Origin of the sequence: Streptomyces sp. NPDC005262, assembly GCF_042872425.1 — a bacterium.
GTDB lineage: Bacteria > Actinomycetota > Actinomycetes > Streptomycetales > Streptomycetaceae > Streptomyces.
Map to the genome: position 1 here is coordinate 108,017 of NZ_JBIAKK010000011.1, position 16,828 is coordinate 124,844.

At 69.1% G+C, this 16,828-nt stretch carries 13 protein-coding genes and 2 pseudogenes; 5 read left to right on the forward strand and 10 right to left on the reverse strand.

Annotation, left to right across the window (positions count from 1 at the left end; genetic code table 11):
* Positions 1–81: 81 nt before the first annotated feature.
* Genes ACFYP5_RS25375 through ACFYP5_RS25385 form a run of 3 tightly spaced genes read right to left on the reverse strand, consistent with a single transcriptional unit; the run spans position 82 to position 2,665 of the window.
* Positions 82–1,281 carry an amidohydrolase family protein gene (locus ACFYP5_RS25375; RefSeq protein WP_389040137.1) on the reverse strand — a complete coding sequence of 400 codons (1,200 nt, stop codon included), beginning with the start codon at positions 1,279–1,281 and terminating at the stop codon, positions 82–84.
* Positions 1,278–2,165 (reverse strand): MBL fold metallo-hydrolase, encoded by an 888-nt coding sequence (locus tag ACFYP5_RS25380; protein ID WP_389040140.1) that lies wholly within the window; start codon positions 2,163–2,165, stop codon positions 1,278–1,280. The genes ACFYP5_RS25375 and ACFYP5_RS25380 overlap by 4 nt, the downstream gene beginning before the upstream one ends.
* Positions 2,162–2,665, reverse strand: coding sequence for a flavin reductase family protein (locus tag ACFYP5_RS25385; protein WP_389040143.1), 504 nt, complete (start codon positions 2,663–2,665; stop codon positions 2,162–2,164). Before ACFYP5_RS25385 ends, ACFYP5_RS25380 begins: the two co-directional genes overlap by 4 nt.
* A gap of 105 nt (positions 2,666–2,770) precedes the next feature.
* Here ACFYP5_RS25385 and ACFYP5_RS25390 point away from each other — a divergent pair, with 105 nt between their 5' ends.
* Positions 2,771–3,364, forward strand: a complete 594-nt coding sequence (locus tag ACFYP5_RS25390; protein WP_389040145.1) for a helix-turn-helix domain-containing protein — start codon at positions 2,771–2,773, stop codon at positions 3,362–3,364.
* Between the two features lie 261 nt (positions 3,365–3,625).
* Here the strand turns inward: ACFYP5_RS25390 and ACFYP5_RS25395 are convergent, their stop codons facing one another.
* Positions 3,626–3,772: a hypothetical protein gene (locus ACFYP5_RS25395; RefSeq protein WP_389040148.1), complete on the reverse strand. Its 147-nt coding sequence runs from the start codon at positions 3,770–3,772 to the stop codon at positions 3,626–3,628.
* A 196-nt stretch (positions 3,773–3,968) separates the two neighbouring features.
* Between ACFYP5_RS25395 and ACFYP5_RS25400 the strand changes: the two genes are divergently transcribed.
* Complete coding sequence (locus ACFYP5_RS25400) at positions 3,969–5,708, forward strand: SpoIIE family protein phosphatase (protein WP_389040150.1); 1,740 nt, start codon at positions 3,969–3,971, stop codon at positions 5,706–5,708.
* Between the two features lie 647 nt (positions 5,709–6,355).
* On the opposite strand, the gene ACFYP5_RS25405 is transcribed toward ACFYP5_RS25400, so the two are convergent.
* Positions 6,356–6,763: an ATP-binding cassette domain-containing protein gene (locus ACFYP5_RS25405; RefSeq protein ID WP_389040153.1), complete on the reverse strand. Its 408-nt coding sequence runs from the start codon at positions 6,761–6,763 to the stop codon at positions 6,356–6,358.
* 345 nt (positions 6,764–7,108) lie between these two features.
* On the opposite strand from ACFYP5_RS25405, the gene ACFYP5_RS25410 reads away from it, so the two are divergent.
* Complete coding sequence (locus ACFYP5_RS25410) at positions 7,109–8,317, forward strand: phosphatidylserine/phosphatidylglycerophosphate/cardiolipin synthase family protein (RefSeq protein WP_389040156.1); 1,209 nt, start codon at positions 7,109–7,111, stop codon at positions 8,315–8,317.
* A gap of 932 nt (positions 8,318–9,249) precedes the next feature.
* On the opposite strand, the gene ACFYP5_RS25415 is transcribed toward ACFYP5_RS25410, so the two are convergent.
* Complete coding sequence (locus ACFYP5_RS25415; protein ID WP_037952753.1) at positions 9,250–9,420, reverse strand: hypothetical protein; 171 nt, start codon at positions 9,418–9,420, stop codon at positions 9,250–9,252.
* Between the two features lie 139 nt (positions 9,421–9,559).
* Here ACFYP5_RS25415 and ACFYP5_RS25420 point away from each other — a divergent pair, with 139 nt between their 5' ends.
* The gene (locus tag ACFYP5_RS25420; RefSeq protein ID WP_351730874.1) at positions 9,560–9,733 is read left to right on the forward strand and encodes a CsbD family protein; all 174 of its coding nucleotides are present in this window, start codon (positions 9,560–9,562) and stop codon (positions 9,731–9,733) included.
* A gap of 477 nt (positions 9,734–10,210) precedes the next feature.
* On the opposite strand, the gene ACFYP5_RS25425 is transcribed toward ACFYP5_RS25420, so the two are convergent.
* The 4 genes and pseudogenes from ACFYP5_RS25425 to ACFYP5_RS25440 all read right to left on the reverse strand — a co-directional run.
* The gene (locus ACFYP5_RS25425) at positions 10,211–11,056 is read right to left on the reverse strand and encodes an RNA polymerase sigma factor SigF (RefSeq protein ID WP_389040159.1); all 846 of its coding nucleotides are present in this window, start codon (positions 11,054–11,056) and stop codon (positions 10,211–10,213) included.
* A gap of 96 nt (positions 11,057–11,152) precedes the next feature.
* Positions 11,153–11,446, reverse strand: a pseudogene (locus ACFYP5_RS25430) (thiamine pyrophosphate-dependent enzyme); the annotation flags it as partial.
* A 776-nt stretch (positions 11,447–12,222) separates the two neighbouring features.
* A complete protein-coding gene (locus tag ACFYP5_RS25435) occupies positions 12,223–12,393 on the reverse strand; it encodes a hypothetical protein (protein WP_389040434.1) in 171 nt (56 codons plus the stop codon).
* Positions 12,394–12,435: 42 nt separating this feature from the next.
* A pseudogene (locus ACFYP5_RS25440) lies at positions 12,436–12,621 on the reverse strand (hypothetical protein); the annotation flags it as partial.
* A 438-nt stretch (positions 12,622–13,059) separates the two neighbouring features.
* Between ACFYP5_RS25440 and ACFYP5_RS25445 the strand changes: the two are divergent.
* On the forward strand, positions 13,060–16,530 hold the full coding sequence (locus ACFYP5_RS25445; RefSeq protein ID WP_389040161.1) for a phosphodiester glycosidase family protein: 3,471 nt from the start codon (positions 13,060–13,062) through the stop codon (positions 16,528–16,530).
* Positions 16,531–16,828 lie beyond the last annotated feature (298 nt).

Here is a 16,828-nt window from a genome sequence, read left to right on the forward strand (position 1 = left end):
CTGTGGTGTGTTCACCGATGTTCGTAGCATCAACATTCATTGTTTCGGGGGGATGTCCCGGGCGTTTACGCCCTGGACCAGTCAGAGCGCTTCGCGGATCACCGTGGTACGGCTCACCGCTCGCCCGCCCTTGAAGACGATCCGGTCCGGGTACGAGGACCCGACAGCCTCGGAGAGCGAGTCGGTCCGTACGGCGAGGAGGTCGGCGACCGCACCCTCGTACGGCCCTGCGGCGGGTAGCCCGAGGACCGTGCGGGCGCCGGTGGTCACCGCGTGGACGGCCTCGGTCAGCGTCAAGTGACCTGCCGCGACGAGGAGTCCGGCGGTCTCCAGGGGGTCGGCCCGGCCTACCGGGTTGAAGGGGTCGCGGATGTTGTCGCCGCCCCCGGCCAGGGGCACGCCCGCGTCCAAGAGGGCGCGTACGGCGGTCAGACCGCGCGGGGTGCGGGCAGGCATATCGCGGCCCTGAAGGTAGAGGTTGGTGAGCGGCAGCGCGACGACCCCGATCCGGGATGCCGCCGCCTCCTTGGCGATCCGGGCGGCCTCGGTAGGGTCCAGCCCGCCCAGTCCCACGCAGTGACTGGCGGTCGCACCGTGGGCGAAGCCCCGCTCCCGTACAGCCTGGGCGAGCAGCAGCAGATCCTTCGGGTCCGGACGGAGATGCTCGTCCGCATGCAGATCGACGCCTACGCCGTGCCGCTCGGCGATGGCCAGGGCGCGGGCGACAGCGGCCTGCGGGTCGTCGGAGAGGTGCGGGCAGCCACCGAGCAGGTCGGCACCCAACTCCAATGCCTCGTCGAGAACTTCGTCGGGCGCCTCGATGTGCAGTACGGCGATCTGCAGTGCGACTCGCTCGCTCAGCTCCTCGCGCAGCCGCAACAGCGCCCGCAGCCCCCGGAGCGGGTCGCGGCCGGGCAGGACGTCGGCGTGGGTGCGGACGGCGGTCGCACCATTGGCGACCAGCTCGTCCAGGGCACGGCGGCCCCTGGCCAGCACGTCCTCCTCCGTCACCTGCTCGGCATAGCCGCGCCAGGCGGCGACCGCCCCTGGCAGGTCGCAGGGCGGTGCACCGGCCAGGTCCCAGGTGAGGGCCTTGTCCAGGTGGGCATGGGGTTCGGCGGGGGCGGGCAACAGTATGAAGCCGGAGAGGTCCATCTCCTCACATGCGGAGGCCAGTTGACCGGCCTGCGCAACGGCCGATACTCGCCCGTCCTCGATCAGTACGTCCCGGACCTGTCCTTCGGGCAGCCGCGCCCCGCGCAGCAGGGCCGTCGCCGTCATCGTACGTCCCCGTTCTCCGGTGCCGTGAGTACCGCGAAGCCGTCGAAGGCATGCCACATCACGGGCGCGCCGAACATGTCCTGGCGGCGGACCGGGCGGGTCCGTCCGCGTACCACCTGGTCGAAAGCTTCGGCGACCCGTCCCACGAAGTAATGGTCCTCACAGTGGCGGAGGTTGTGCCCCAACAGGGCGGTCTTGACCGGGAGTGCGGCGAGGCGCCGGGTCGACGCGGCGAAGGCGGGCACATCGGCGCCCGGGACATGGGCGAAGAAAGTGCCGCTGATCAGGGTGTCGCCGGCGAGGAGCAGACCGGTCTCCGGTTCCCACAGACAGATGCCGTCGGGCGAGTGACCGGGGGTGTGCAGGACATGCAGCCTGCGCCCGCCCAGATCGAGCTGCTCCCCTTCCCGGAGCAGCCGGGTCGGTCGCACCGCGTCGATACGCCACTGGGTCAGCTCGGGGACGGGCCGCACCTCGATCCGCGAGTCGGTGAGGAAGAAGCCCTCGGCGGAGAGTGCGCTCAGCTCGATGTAGCGCTGTCGCAGGTCCTGGGCGATGTGCTCGTACGCCTCGAGCCACTCGCGCGGTGCGGGCTCGCCGTGCAGGTCTGCTCCTGCCTCGTGGACGGCGAAGTCCTTGGCCTCGCCCACAAGCGAGGCGTTGCCGCCCCGGTGGTCGTAGTGGTGGTGGGAGTTGACGACGAGCAGCGGCAGCGAGGTCAGCGCGCGCACCTCGCGCCCGATGTCCCCGATGCCCATCCCGGTGTCGTACAGCAGGGCGAGGTCGTCGCCCACGACGAGATAGCTGTTGACGTGGCCGGGCTCGGCGATGAGGAGGGTCCCAGGTCCGGTCTCCTGTACGGAGAACCAGTCGCGCCCGCTCACGCGCCGATGCCGTGGTAGCGGCGGGCATGGTGGACGAGAGCGCTGACCCCGCCCTGGCCAGGGATGATCTCCTCGATGCCGGCTATCAGCAGCAGGTGGTCCCCAGCCGCCACCTCTTCCCGTACGCGGCACAGAACGGCGTACGTGCTCTGCGCGAGCAGCAGCGGCACACCGCCCTCTCCCGTCGTCCACTCCAGCCCGGCGAACCGGTCGGCGGCCGGATCGGCGAACCGCCGCGAGACGGATTCGCCGTCCGCGGCAAGGATGTTGAGCGCGAGCCTGCCGCCGTCCTGGAGCAGCGGCAGGGTGCGGCTGCCGCGCTGGACGCCGATCGCTATCAGCTGCGGCGTACGGCTGAGGCTCATCACGGCGGTGCTGGTGAATCCGGCAGGCTTGCCATCGGCTGCGGCAGCGGTCACCACGCAGACACCACCTGCGAGGGCTGCCATGGCATCGAGGAATCCGGCCGTGGCGGGCCGGTCGGCGGTGGTCGCGGTCATTCGGGCTCCTCGTTTAGAATGTTCGTCACATCAACATTGAGCGTAGGAGACATGTGTTTCGCGGGAGTAAATCCCACTCCGAAGTGACCGCTTAGGATTTTCGCCATGGCAGACCGCCCCACCGAAACCCCCGCCGATCCGGACCAGCAGCTCGGTAACGCGATCCGTCGACTACGCAAGAAGCGCGGCCTCACCCTTGTCCAACTCGCGGGCAGCGCCGGCCTTTCGCACCCCTTCCTCAGTCAGCTGGAGCGCGGGCTGACCCGCCCGAGCATGCCCTCGCTGCACCGGATCGCCCAGGCGCTCGGCACCACCCAACAGGCCCTGCTGGCGCACTCGGCAACCTCCCCCGCCGACATCCACGTCGTACGGGAAGGGACCGGCACCCCCGTCGCCAACAGCGGCGGCTCGGCCCGAATGCTCGGGGCACCCCAATTCGCCATCCATCCGGTCGAATACACGGGAGGACCCACCGGCTTCGAGGAGTACTACGACCACCCGGGCGATGAGTTCCTCTACGTGGTGCACGGCGCGATCGAGGTCGACCTACTGGGCCCGGGCGGCCGCGAACTGCACCGCCTCCACGCCGGTGACAGCCTGCTCTACCCTGGCGGAACCCCTCACCGCTGGCGAGTTCTGGCGGACAATCAGGACCTTTCCGGGGTCCACGTCCTCACCGTACAGAACGCCCCTCGTTAGAACGCCGAACAAAGAGCGACAGGGGTAGAGGGCACCCCGGTGACGAGTTCGACCAGGTGGTGGACGGCGAGCGAGAAGTCGAGCTGCAGACTCCGTCCGGCCCGCGTCTCGAACACCTGGGCCCGGGCGACAGCCTCATCTGTTCGGTGACCGCGACCGCGTCCGTATCCTCGCGGTCCACAACGCACCCGGCACCGACAACCAGCACCCCGCCGACCCGAGCCCGCGCTGATGACGTGCGCGGTCGCCCTGGCACCCGCACTATGGGACGTATTCCGCCGGGGTGGTGGACGTCGGCCGAGCCTGCTTCTCTGCCGAGTTCGCCCGGATGATGGTCGGCACGAAGGCCATCGCCACCCTCTCGACGCCGTCCGCGGTCAGGTCGATCTCGTAGTCCGGGTGCTCCACCCGCTCGCCCTCGGGCCAAGACCAACAGTCCGTTCGTCCTCATCACTCGCGACCGGCATTCGGGACTTCAAGGACACCTTCTTCCTGCATCACCAGGATGTGCTCGAGTAGTCGCAGCAGGGAAGACGAGCCTTCGATGCATGCCGGAATCCGGTTGGGGTACTCGATACGATTCGGGCTTGAACAGAGGAGGAACATGGACGACGTCGGCGCTCCCGGCAGGGAAAGTGTCCCCCTGTCCGGGCATCAGGCGCGCTCTGGCGTCCTGCTCGACGGAACGCTGGAAAACCTGCGGGCGTCCGCCATCGCGGTCGGTGACGATGGCCTCATCGTCGCGGTCAACAGCGCGGCCCAAAGCCTGCTGGGCAGGGAAGCCTCAGAACTCGTCGGTCAGGACTCCCACGACCTGCTGCACCGGGACAGATACGGGCACTCGGTGCCGCGCACGCGCTGCCGGATGAGGAAGGCCATCCTCACGGGGGACACCGCACATGGCGACGCCGAGTGGTTCGCCTGCGGGGACGGCACTCTCGTCCAGTTGTCCTGGCTGGTCACGCCCTACTCACCCGGTCCGGGCGGGACAGGTGCGCTGGCGATGCTGTACGAGCCGAGGCCAGGGGACGTGCGCCACACCGACGGCGGGCACTCCGCGCCGCTGACAGAACTGGACCGCCTGTCCCTGCTGGCGGAGACGACCACGCAGCTCACGTCCACCCTGGACGCGGACGAGGCGCTGCACCGACTGGCGGCCCTGACCGTGCCCCGACTCGCGGACTGGGCCGTGTTCGACCTGCTCACCGAACGTGACGAAGTACGACGCGTTCTCGTGATGGAGCACAAGGACGGCATTCTCGTCGAGCGGGACGACCTGCAGGGCCCGATGCCTCCCGTGCCGGCAGAGTCACCGATGCCCCTGTCACGGGCCCTGCGCGGCGCCGCCTCCTCCCTCGCCGGCCCCGCCACCTACCAAGGTCCGCCCGACTCCGGCATAGCGGTCGAGCAGCAGCGCCTGTTCACCGCGACAGGTATGCACTCCGCCGCCATCGCACCCATTCGCGGACTACGGGACGTACTCGGCGCCCTGACCCTGGGCCGCGCCCAGCGTCATGACGCCTTCACCCCTGCCGACCTGCCGCTGCTGGAGGACCTCACCCGCCGGGCGGGCCTGGCGCTGGACAACGCGCGCCTGTACCAGCGCCAGCGCAAAGTTGCCGAGACCATGCAACGCCACCTGCTGCCCCAGCTGCCCGTCCTGCCCGGGCTGGAGATGACCGCGCGCTACGTACCCGCTCCGGACGCCTCATCCGTGGGCGGTGACTGGTACGACGCCTTCGCTCTGGCCGCCCACGCCCACGCACTGGCCATCGGCGACATCGTCGGACACGATCTCGACGCCGCAGCCGGCATGGCGCAGGTCCGCAACATGCTGCGCGCCTTCGCCTGGTCCCACCCCGAGGCCGCACCCAGCGCCGTCGTCACACGTCTCGACGATGCCGTGATGCACATAGCCGAGGTACCCATGGCCACCATGATCCTCGCCAGGCTCACCCTCGGGAATGACACACTGTGGCGCCTACGCTGGACGAACGCCGGCCACCCGCCGCCCCTGCTCATCACCCACGACGGTCAGACCCGCTACCTCGACGAGGCTCACGGCATACTCCTCGGAACCGGAGTCACCAGACCACGCCCCGACGCCGTCACCGTCCTGCCACCCCAGGCCACGCTCCTGCTCTACACCGACGGACTGGTCGAATCCCCGCACCACTCCATCGATCACGGGCTTGACCGGCTGCGCCGACACGCGGCCTCCCTCGCCCACCGCCCCCTCGACTCCTTCTGCGACTTGCTGCTGGACCAGGTCCGCCCCAGCGACAACGATGATGACGTCGCCATGATCGCGCTGCGCACACCCCCTCCCGTAGGACCCGCCTGACCCTGACCCGCGCGTGAGGCAGATCGAGTGGGCGGAACGGGAGACTGTCAAAGCTCCTGAGCCGGTGGGCTGAGGCTTCGAACGCCTCTCTCCGCCGCGCGAGAACTTCGCGCTGTTCGGGCCCCGCGCTGCCCCGCACTGCCCCGCCGGTGAGCGGGGCCAGAACGCGGTGTCCGCGTGCCGGTTCGCCGCGGAGGACGGGCACCGTGGGCATGTAGGTCGGGGGCGGCCAGGAGGAGCTGTTTGGTGAAGGCGTACGGCAGGTCCCTGCGGTGCTCGCGGGTATCGGCGTCATGGTGTCCAGGTCGGCTCCGGCGTATGGCCATCACCTTCGACGGCGGACTCGGCACAGCACGACATTCGCCTCAACCACCTTACGCACACCGATGATGGGACAGCCTCTTGGCCGGCAACGAGGGCCCGGGAGGAAGACCGTCCTCACCGTGATCGCCCTGTCTGGAGTCTCGGTCTGCGGGACCACGGGGGGCAGGAAGGGCGGTGCGTGTGGAGGACGAGCAGCGCCAGGGCGCCGGCCGCTGCGGACCAGGTGAGGGAGTGCAGGCCGTGGGACCAGGGGATGTGCGGGGTGAGGGCTGAGCTCAGCGCCAGCTGGTTCACGCCGTACAGAGGAAGCGCGGACACGCCTGTCACATCCATGAGCTTTTGAAGACGGGATTCTGCAGGCCGGTGTCGACCAGGCTGAGCATGATGATGAGGAAGAAGCCCATGAGAGCGATCAGCAGGTTCAGCTTCTGTCGCGTTCCGCCGCTGAGTTCGCCGGCCTGCTGTCGCCGGCGGCCGGTCAGCGCCAGCAGCTCCATCAGCTCGTCGGCGCGCTCCAGTGTCGGCAGCCGGTAGGCCACCTGGAACAACCGCAGATGCTGTCCGACGGTGAACGCGTCGTGCAGTACCGCCCGTTGCGGGCAGTACCCCACCGTCCCGGTCCGTGTCACCGTTCCGCGGTCCGGTGAGACGTGTCCCACGGCGATCTCCAGCAGAGTTCTCTTCCCCGCCCCTTTCTCGCCGACGACTCCCACCAGCGTCCCGGCAGACACATCAAGATCCACATCGCGCAGGACCTGCCTGCCGCCGTACCCCTTGCAATCTCCGCTGATCCGCAGCCGTGGCCGGTGTGACCGGTGGCGTGTCGTCGCTGCCTGCACATGATTTGCACGGACCACCCTCGCGAACGTCTGGAGCGTCGAACGAGCGTCGTGACGACACGACGTTGATCGCCTGAGTGGCATCCTCAGCAAAGACTGTGCGGCTGGTGTCGCGGTGTCGGTGGGCTCGGTCCAGGCAGACTGCTGGAGTGCCGCGGCGCCGGCCGGGAATGTGGTTGTTCGGGCTCGCCAGCGGCCCGTTACGTTCTGTCTTCATGGTCCAGTGGGAGATTCGGCGTGATACGCGACGGCATACCGGCACCCCCTGCGCGCGACACCGCGCCTGACGCAGCGGCGCGCAAGCAGCGCCTACGCCGTCGCCTGGAGCGACTGATCGGCGTGGCCGCCACCGAAGGCAATGACCTGGTGCCCCTGCGCAACGGTGATGAGATCTTCCCCGCGATGCTCGGGGCGATACGTTCGGCTCGGCACACCGTCGACATGATGACGTTCGTGTATTGGCGGGGTCAGATCGCCCACGACTTCGCCGTCACTTTGGCCGACCGCGCCCGCGCGGGGGTGCGCGTGCGACTGCTGCTCGACGGCTTCGGATCCAAGGAGATCGAGCGGCGGCTGCTGGACCTCATGAGCGCCGCGGGCGTGCAGGTGGCCTGGTTCCGCAAACCCGTGTGGCTGTCACCGTTCAAACAGAACCACCGTTGCCACCGCAAGGCCCTCATCGTCGACGAACACACCGCCTTTACCGGCGGCGTCGGCATCGCGGAGGAATGGAGCGGCAATGCCCGCAACCCTGCCGAGTGGCGCGACACCCACGTCCAGGTGCGCGGCCCGGCCGTGGACGGCATCGCCGCCGCGTTCGCGCAGAACTGGGCGGAGTGTCACGACGAACTCTTCGATGACCGCGACCGTTTCACGGAACACCCGCAGGTCGGCTCGTCGGTGGTGCAGGTCGTGCGCGGCTCCGCAAGCATCGGCTGGCAGGACATGCAAACCCTCATCCGGGTCATGCTCACCTCCGCCGAGGAACGCTTCCGGCTGGCCACCGCCTACTTCGCCCCCGACACCTACTTCATCGACCTGCTGTGCCAGACCGCACGTCGCGGCGTGCATGTCGAGATCCTGCTGCCCGGCCCCCACACCGACCAGCGCGCCTGCCAGCTCGCCGGTCAACACCACTACACGCGTCTGCTGCAGGCCGGCGTGCACATCCGCCAGTACCAGCCGACCATGATGCACGCCAAGATCATCACCGTGGACTCGGTCGCCTCCCTCATCGGATCCACCAATTTCAACCGCCGGTCCATGGACCACGACGAAGAAGTGATGCTCGCCGTCCTGGACGAGGAGTTCACTGCCTCCCTCGACCGCGACTACGAGGCGGACCTGCGCCACAGCGTGGGCATCGAGCTCACTCGATGGAGACGACGGGCAGTGCTGCAACACGCCAAGGAAGCCGTCGTCACCCCGATCCGGCGCTTCCTGTGAGCCGACCGGCACCCTGGCACAATGGCGAACCGCAGGCGCCGCGCGAGCCAGCCAGCGCCGCGCGCGTGAAGCGAAGGCGCGCCGTACTCGCGGTCCCACAGACCGATCGTCCTCCCGGCGGCGCACGAAAGCCGCCCACCGGGGCGGTTCCAGGGCCGGTCGGCGGGGCCGCTCGGCCACAGGTAGGCGCCTCCCTGGCGACCCTGCCGCAGAACGAGACGTAGCGCACTGCGAGTTGCCGCATCCGGCCGCTGAGAACCGGAAACGGCTTCGGTCACCGGTGGACACGCTGCCGCGACGGCCCGCCGCGTGGTCGTCCGCGACCTTGTTCACCGCGGCCCATGCCCAGGTCTGTCAGGTCAAGCCGGCCCGCACGGGCGGCGTTGAGGACGGGGCGCATACAAGAAGCCGGCCTCGTGGTACAGGAGTCAGGAGGAGAAGGCGCCGCCCCTGCCCGGCTCTGAGCCGCTCTCCGCATCCAAGTATCGAAGCACTGTTACGTCTCCCCAGGGTCAGGCTTCGAACGGAAGCCGACGCTGAAAGGCAACGGGAGGTCCGTACGGGCGTGGTCGGGGCTGCGACGGATCAGCTCGGCCGTGGTCGCTTCCTACCAGGCCACGTCGGTAGCCGCGTCCCGGTCGCCGGCCACCGCGTCCGGGAGTCGCCCCACGGGACCTCCGCACGCCGCCGCAGCCCGGCTGGGCGCACGGCCGCCGGTAAGGCCGGGGGCGGGGACACGGCAGGAGGTCGCGCGGGTTCCATCGCGCGTGCCTGTCCCGCCCCCGACTACAACACGCCTACCCTGCTGCCGTTTGGGACGCCTATGGGCTGCATGGCCTCTTACGCACCAGGTCGCCTCACGTCCGGCATGCGCACGGGGCCCGGCCGTCATATCGGCCGGACCCCGTGATGAAGGCGCGCTGCGGGTCAGATCACCATCGGTACCAACGACCTCGGCCGCCACCGGCGGTGGTGGAGCGCATGACGAAGCCGAGAAGCCAGAGCACCAGGACGGCGACTGCGACCCACCAGAGGATCTTGATGGCGAAGCCGGCACCAAAGAGGAGCAGTGCAAGAAGCAGAACAAGCAGCAGGGGAACCATGTTTATCAACCTCCTGCACGCTCGTCTGCCCTGCAATTCCGACGCCATTCACCGACTACGCTTTGTTTGTGAAAGGAATGCCGGGGCACTAGCGGGTTACCGCGACAGCGGCACACGAGCTATCAGGAGGTACTCTTCCATGACTGCCGGCGAGAAGGCCAAGGCAAAGAGCGAGCAGGCCGAGGGCAAGGCCAAGGAAGCCGTGGGAAGCGCCATCGGAAACGACCGTATGGCTGCTGAGGGGCAGGCCGAGAAGAGCACAGGTGATGTCCGTGAGGCCAAGGAAAAGGCGAAGGACGCGTTCAAGCACTAAACCTGCATTCTCCACCGAGAATTCGAAAGGGGCCTGCCCGGCGTGACTCCGGGCAGGCCCCTTTCGATCTTCCAGTACCTGCGGCGGGACCGCCCGCAGCCTTCCCTTCGGTCGGTTCGCTCAGTACGGCACGCACGCGCCGACACCGCACGAACCGTGAGCAGGCCGCTCGGTTGACCCGTAGCGGTGTCTGCCCGCCGGCCGCGTGGGCGGTCGCGGCCTCCGGCCTCGCGCGGTGCGCCGCGTCTCGGCTTGGGAACGGTGCTCGGAGCGCCGTACCTGTCATCGGCCCGAACCCGATCGCGGCGAGTGTGGAGGCGGACCGCACCACCGCAGCCGCGTGGCCCCGCCCGATCGGCAGGACCTCGCAAAAGTGAGGCACTACACGCGACATCTCCCCCACTCCGCAGGACGCCCGGCTGCCGTCCGGCTGCCGGGCCCCCGACCGTCAGACGGTGCTGAGCATGCCTTCGCGCGTCAGACGGTGCTGAGCATGCCTTCTCGCAGGCGGGCCAGGAGACCGGAGATCAGCCGGGAGACGTGCATCTGGGAGACACCGAGACGTTCACCGATCTGGGCCTGGGTGAGTTCCTCCACGAACCGCCAGTGGATGATCTTGCGGTCGCGTTCGTCGAGTTCGGCGATCATCGGGGCGAGGGCGTGGATGTCCTCGACCAGGCCGAGGGCGGCGTCCTCATCGCCGATGAAGTCCGCCAGCGCGGCCTCGCCGTCCTCGCTGCCGTTGATCGCCGCGTCCAGCGAGGCGGACTTGTAGCCGTTGGAGGCCAGTTGGGCCTCGACGACCTCATCCCCCGGAAGGCTCATCAGCTCGGAGAGCTCTTTGGTGGTCGGTGTCCGGCCCAGCCGGCTGCGCAGTTCCTCGTTGGCGCGGGCGAGTTGGACACGGGCTTCCTGGAGCCGGCGCGGGACATGTACGGCCCAAGAGGTATCGCGGAAGAACCGCTTGATCTCGCCGACGATGTACGGCACGGCGAAGGAGGTGAACTCGACCTCGCGGGTCAGCTCGAAGCGGTCGATCGCCTTGATGAGTCCGATCATGCCGACCTGGACGATGTCCTCCATCTCCTCCGGCCCGCGGCTGCGGAACCGGCCGGCCGCGTAGCGGACCAGGGACATGTTCATCTCGATCAGCGTGTTGCGCGCGTACTGATACTCGGGCGTTCCCTCCTCCAGGACGGCCAGCCGGTCGAAGAACGGCTTCGACAGCTCCCGCGCGTCCTTCGGCGCGACCTTGGAAGGATCCGTGATCTCCGGCAGATCTACCGTCTGCTCGGCGGTCAGCACGGTCGTCGTCGGCATCATGGCGCCCTCCCAGTCGATCAGCCTCGTCCTCGCCGGTCCATCGTCCGGCAGGCACGCGCCTACCCCGTCCGCCGATCGGCATTCCTCGAACTGCTGTCAGCCCCCGCCGGACTCTCCATGGCTGCGGACGGTCTCCTTCACCTTGGCGACGGCGAACCCCCGGCCCTGCTTGACAGTCGGCTTGGCCGGGACGGCGATCTCATCGGGGTTGGTCAGAACGTCCAGCAGGACCGGGCCCGGGCTGCGGAAGGCGCATCGCACGGCGTTCTCCACGTCGGCCGGGTCGGTGACGCGGATGCCGGTGATACCCAGGGCCTCGGCCACGGCGGCGAAGTCCGGGTCGTCCAGCACGGTGCCGAACTCGGGCAGGCCGGCCTGCTCCTGTTCGATACTCGGTCAGACACCGCGGACGCCCAGTCCGGCCAAGCGAGGGAATCGGGCCGGGCCTGGCCTGCACGGGTCCCGGTGAGGCGAGCTGGTGGAGCTCATGCGACCGAGTAGGTGTCCTCCCGTAGTGGCGCCCGTGCTGACTCACGCTCAGGGGGAGGGCGAGCTCAGGGAGCGAGGCTGAATTCGGCCCAGACCGTTTTGCCCAGCGGGTCACCCACCTGACGCTCCGTCGGAAGCAGCGTCAAATGAGCGTCGGGACGGGTCTCGTTATGCCCCACGGAGTGCGGGGAACGCGTGCATCATCTCCCGAGTCGCCCACGAAGCCGCAGGCAGCCGAACCCACTCCCCTGAACCAGGACACGTTCCACGTCGTGCGTTCCTCAAAACAGGTCGGCCTACCCCGCACGCAACCAACAGGAACCGAAGAAGCGCAGGTCAGGAGCTGTTTTCAGCGGGCTCAAGAATCGCCACGCACTCCACGCGCGACGTCATCGAAAAGAGGTCACAGATGGCGAGACGAGAGAAACCTCAGGTCAGACCGGGTTTCGCGACTCGACGGGCACCCCTCAGGTGCCTGGAGCGTCAAATGAACGTCACGGTCGCGCGAACTGGCATCGGTTCCACGGCGGTCTCACTCATCACGAACCTCTTCCTTGATCATCAGATCCGCCATTGTTGAGACACTCACCTTCCGTCGCGCGAGTCGTGCGACAGGCAGCCCGCAGCGCCGCCTGCTCCCGGAGACCCGCACCCACGATGCGCATCGCGGTATCGCCTTACTGGTACGCGAGTTGATCGACGGTGAACCCGCACCCCCGTTCACCTTTCAGCAGCCCGGTGTTCTGGCCGATCTTGCCGGGCTTGGGCCAGGGCAGGCGCTGGTCGGCCCGGCGCTGAGCGGCGTGGGGACGATAGGCCCATGAGGTGTGGTCCCCACGCAGGGGCATGCCAGCGCGGCTTATCTCCCGACTGATCATGGACGGGCTGCGGCCCAGCTCGGCGGCGATCGTGCGGATGGACGCCTTCTCCCGCAGCGGTCGGCCATGTGGATGTGCTCGTCTTCGCGCAGGTACCTCGTTGCCGAGGACACGGGATCTTGCTCTGCAAGAGCAGGAGCCCGCCACTTCGGATCGGTCCGGCCCTTTCGCCATTCGCGCCTGGCCCATTCCGCTCATTCCGTGGTCGGCCAGCGGACCTCCAGCTCTGATCAGCACGGTCGACGCGCCTGTGCGCCTCGGCGGCACATCGTCCACCCCCCGGGCGATCCCCGGAACCGACGCCGGAAAGCTGACGATGGGGCTGGTGACGCCATGACCACCGCCGTGCGGCGCGCACCGGTGTCCGGGGCGAAGCGGCCGGGCCGGGCTCCGGTCCACGCGAAGCTGATCCTCGCGGTCCTTCGAGCACGGCCTGGAGCATGCGCTTCGCCGCGTACGCCATGCGCCTCTGCATCCCAGGCAGGCCCCATACTCGGCCCCTGCCGCCGACGGGGGTGAATCACTTGATTGTTCACACACCGCTTCCTCAATGATCACTCGCTTCTCGGTACGGCGTGGCCAACGGCGCGTCAACTGTGCGACGACCTTGACATTTCGTACAGGAAGAAGTCACAAGTGCCGCTCCCCCATGACCTCGCCCTCCCGCGGCCGCGTTCCGCCGCACGGCGCGGCGCTGTTGTCCTGGCCCTGGCCACCGCTCTCAGCATCGGCGCCGGGATGATGACGACCGCCCAGGCGCTCGCCCCCGAGCACCTGGTGCCGGTGTCCGCCGGAACGCCCAAGCCCGGCACCCCCGTCCAGGGGCTGATCCCCAGCACCTCCGGGCAGTCCATCACGACCCGTGAGACCCTCACGCCGATCGCACCGGGGCTCAACCTGACCCGCTTCGACCGCTTCGAGGCCGACGGCTGGGTGCGCGGGCAGGTGCTCGTCGCGAACCTCGCCGAGAAGCGGCTGAAGGTGGACTACATCTCCTCCGGGACGGTCACCGGCAAGTCCCGCGTGACCGAGCAGGCCAAGCACACGGGGGCGATCGCCGCGATCAACGGCGACTACTTCGACATGAACGACACCGAGGCCCCGATCGGCGCGGCGGTGTCACGCGAGGACGGCCTCGTCAACTCGCCCACCGAGGGGCGCAACCAGACCGTCGCCATCGGCGCGGACGGACTCGGCAGGCTCGCCCAGGTGTTCCTGCAGGGCGAGGTCACGATCGGCGGCGGTCAGCCCCTGAGACTCTCCGGTGTCAACTCTCCCACTCTGGGCTCTGGCGGCATCGGCCTGTTCACCGACCAGTGGGGCGCATCGCCGCGCACCAAGCCGGTCAGCGGCGCCGACCGGATCACCGAGGTCTGGCTGCGGGACGGCAAGGTCACCGAGGTGCACACCTCCGACAGCAGCAAGCAGGTACCGGCGGGCACCAGCGTGCTGCTCGGTCGGGAGGCCGGTGCCGACGCGCTGGCCGGTCTCGTACCGGGTGACACTGTCGACGTCGCCTACCGTCCGCGCGCCGACTTCGGCGACGTGGCGGTCGCGGTCGGCGGCGGCCAGGTCCTGGTCGAGGACGGCGTGGTGAAGCACTACACCGACGGCGACACCGTCACCGCCACCTCGCGGACCAGCGTGGGCTTTTCCGCCGACGGCCGCACGATGTACCTGGTCGCGATCGACGGCAAGCAGACCGACAGCCGTGGCATGGACCTCAACGAACTCGGCACCTTCATGAAGGGCCTCGGCGCCGTGAACGCCCTCAACATGGACGGCGGCGGCTCGACCACCATGGCCGCCCGGCTGCCCGGCGAGAGCCCGACCGGCCTCATCAGCAGCCCCTCGGACGGCTCGGAGCGGGAGGTGGCCAACGGGCTCGGCCTCTTCGCCGCCCCCGGGTCCGGCACCCTGCACGGATTCCGCGTCCTGCCCGCGCTGACCGCCGACGGCTCCAACAAGATCTTCCCCGGACTTCGCCGCACCGTGCGCGCCCGCGCCCACGACGAGACGTACGCGCCGGTGCCCTCTGGGCGCGTGCACTGGCGCGAGGAACGCCGGGGTGACGGCAGCGTCTCGGTCGACGCGGGCAACGACGGCACGGCCGTGGTCACCGGCCGGCGCTCCGGCATCACCCGGGTGATGGCCTCGGGCGGTCACCGGGCGGAGGGCACGACCGAGCTGACCGTGCTCGCACCCGCCGTGCGGATCGCGCCGAGCAGCGGGCTGGTGGCACTCGACGCCGCCGGGGACACCGCCCGCCTCACCGTCACCGGCTACGACGCCCTGGGTGACTCCGCCCCCATCGAGGCGTCCGACATCAAGGTCACCGGTGGCGACGGCGTGGTCGCCCTGGACAGCGCGACGGACGGGACGTTCACCGTACGCGGCCTGACCGACGGCGCCTCCACGACGCTGCACCTCACCGTCGGGAGGATGACCACCGACGTGGCCGTCACCGTCGGACTCTCCGAGAAGACCTTCGCGGACCTGTCGGACGCGGCCTCCTGGACCTCGGCGAACGACCGCGCCCCCGGCGGATCGGTCACCCCGGCCGAAGGTCATGACGGCGCGCCCGGCGTGAAGCTGACGTACGACTTCACCCGGTCCACGGCCACCCGCGGCCAGTACGCCGTGCCGCCGCAGCAGATCCAGCTGCCCGGCCAGCCGCAGGCCGTCACCATGTGGATCAACGGCGACGGCAACGGCGCGTGGCCGCGGCTGCAGTACCGCACCGCCGCCGGTGTCACCGCCAACCTCGACGGCCCGCTCATCAACTGGACCGGCTGGCGGAAGGTCGACTTCCCGGTGCCCGTCGGCACCCCCTACCCACTGACCTTCCAGCGGGTGCGGCTGCTGGAGACCGGTGCCGCCCGCTCCTACACCGGCCAGGTCACCGTCAGCGACCTGAAGGTCAAGGTCGCCCCCGACGTGGAGCTGCCCGTCCAGCCGAAGATCGCCGACCCGGTGGTCGTCACCAACGGCACCGTCGACGACCGTCCGCTGCGTGTGGCCGTCATGTCCGACGCCCAGTTCGTCGCGCGTGACCCGGAGAGCCCGCTGGTGCAGGCCGCCCGCCGGACGCTGGCCGAGATCGCGGACGCCAAACCCGATCTGCTGGTCATCAACGGCGACCTCGTCGACGAGGGTTCGAAGGCCGACTTCGCGCTGGCCCGCAAACTCCTGGACGAGTTCGGCGCCCGCACCGGGGGGAAGATCCCCTGGCACTACGTTCCCGGCAACCACGAGGTGATGGGCCCCGGCACGACGGTCAACTTCAAGGCCGAGTTCGGGGACACCACGTCCGTCTTCGATGCCGAGGGCACCCGCTTCATCACCCTGGACTCCTCCAGCGGCACCCTGCGTGGCGGCGGCTTCGCCCAGCTCCAGATGCTGCACGACCAGCTCTCTGCGGCGGAAACGGATCGTTCCGTCAGCGGTGTCGTGGTGTTCGAGCACCACCCCACCGAGGACCCGCTGCCGGACAAGGCCAGCCAGCTGGGCGACCGCAAGGAGGCCGCACTCGTCGAGCAGTGGCTCGCCGAGTTCCGGGCCAAGGGTCACAAATCCGCCGCGTTCGTCTCCGGCCACGTCGGCGCCTTCTCCGCGACTTCGATGGACGGCGTCTCGTACCTGGTCAACGGGAACTCCGGCAAGAATCCGGCCAGCACGCCCGACAACGGCGGCTTCACCGGCTGGACGATGCTGGGCATCGACCCGCGGAACGGGCGGATCAACGACCCGTTCGACGTCACCACGCGCGAGTCCGAGACCTGGCTGCGTGGTGAGGTGCACGTGCGCACCGATGCGGTGGACCTCAGCGCGCCGGAAACCCTCAAGGTCGGCGACCGGTCCCGCGCGTCGGCGACGGTCACCCAGGACGGCGATCGCACCGTCCCGGTGGCCTGGCCGGTCAGCGCCACGTGGTCCGGCACCCGGGTGGAGGTGACCGGCACCGGGTACGACCACCGCAGCGGCGCCGCTGTCGTCTCCTACGACCCGGCCTCCGGAACGCTCACCGCACTGCGTTCGGGCACCGCGGTCCTGCGCGTGACCGTCAACGGCATGACGACGGAGCGAGCCATCACGGTCGGGCGCTGACCCCCCTACCTGCCCCCGGGTGCGCCGCCTCCGGCGAGGCACCCGGGGGCCGGTGTCCGCCGGCCGCCCGCCGATGCTGCACCGCATGCCGGCCTCGTCCGTTAACGCGACCGGGGCAACATGATGAAGCTTCAGAACGTGCGTCACTTGAGCGTCAGCAGCTCCGATGAGTGTCCTGATGCCTCTAGCGAAGACCACCACGCTCCCTACTGAAACTGCAGGTCAGGAAGCTTCCACCAGTTCCGACACACCTTCACGCTTTGCATGCGCGGGAACAGGTCGAGTAGCTCACGAATTC

What these genes read in the sequence shown, in the direction of transcription:
- ACFYP5_RS25400 (WP_389040150.1), top strand. Translation starts at nt 3,969, where the DNA reads ATGGACGACGTCGGCGCTCCCGGCAGGGAAAGTGTCCCCCTGTCCGGG.
- ACFYP5_RS25385 (WP_389040143.1), bottom strand. Translation starts at nt 2,665, where the DNA reads ATGACCGCGACCACCGCCGACCGGCCCGCCACGGCCGGATTCCTCGAT.
- ACFYP5_RS25390 (WP_389040145.1), top strand. Translation starts at nt 2,771, where the DNA reads ATGGCAGACCGCCCCACCGAAACCCCCGCCGATCCGGACCAGCAGCTC.
- ACFYP5_RS25425 (WP_389040159.1), bottom strand. Translation starts at nt 11,056, where the DNA reads ATGATGCCGACGACGACCGTGCTGACCGCCGAGCAGACGGTAGATCTG.
- ACFYP5_RS25415 (WP_037952753.1), bottom strand. Translation starts at nt 9,420, where the DNA reads ATGGTTCCCCTGCTGCTTGTTCTGCTTCTTGCACTGCTCCTCTTTGGT.
- ACFYP5_RS25375 (WP_389040137.1), bottom strand. Translation starts at nt 1,281, where the DNA reads ATGACGGCGACGGCCCTGCTGCGCGGGGCGCGGCTGCCCGAAGGACAG.
- ACFYP5_RS25420 (WP_351730874.1), top strand. Translation starts at nt 9,560, where the DNA reads ATGACTGCCGGCGAGAAGGCCAAGGCAAAGAGCGAGCAGGCCGAGGGC.
- ACFYP5_RS25435 (WP_389040434.1), bottom strand. Translation starts at nt 12,393, where the DNA reads ATGCCCCTGCGTGGGGACCACACCTCATGGGCCTATCGTCCCCACGCC.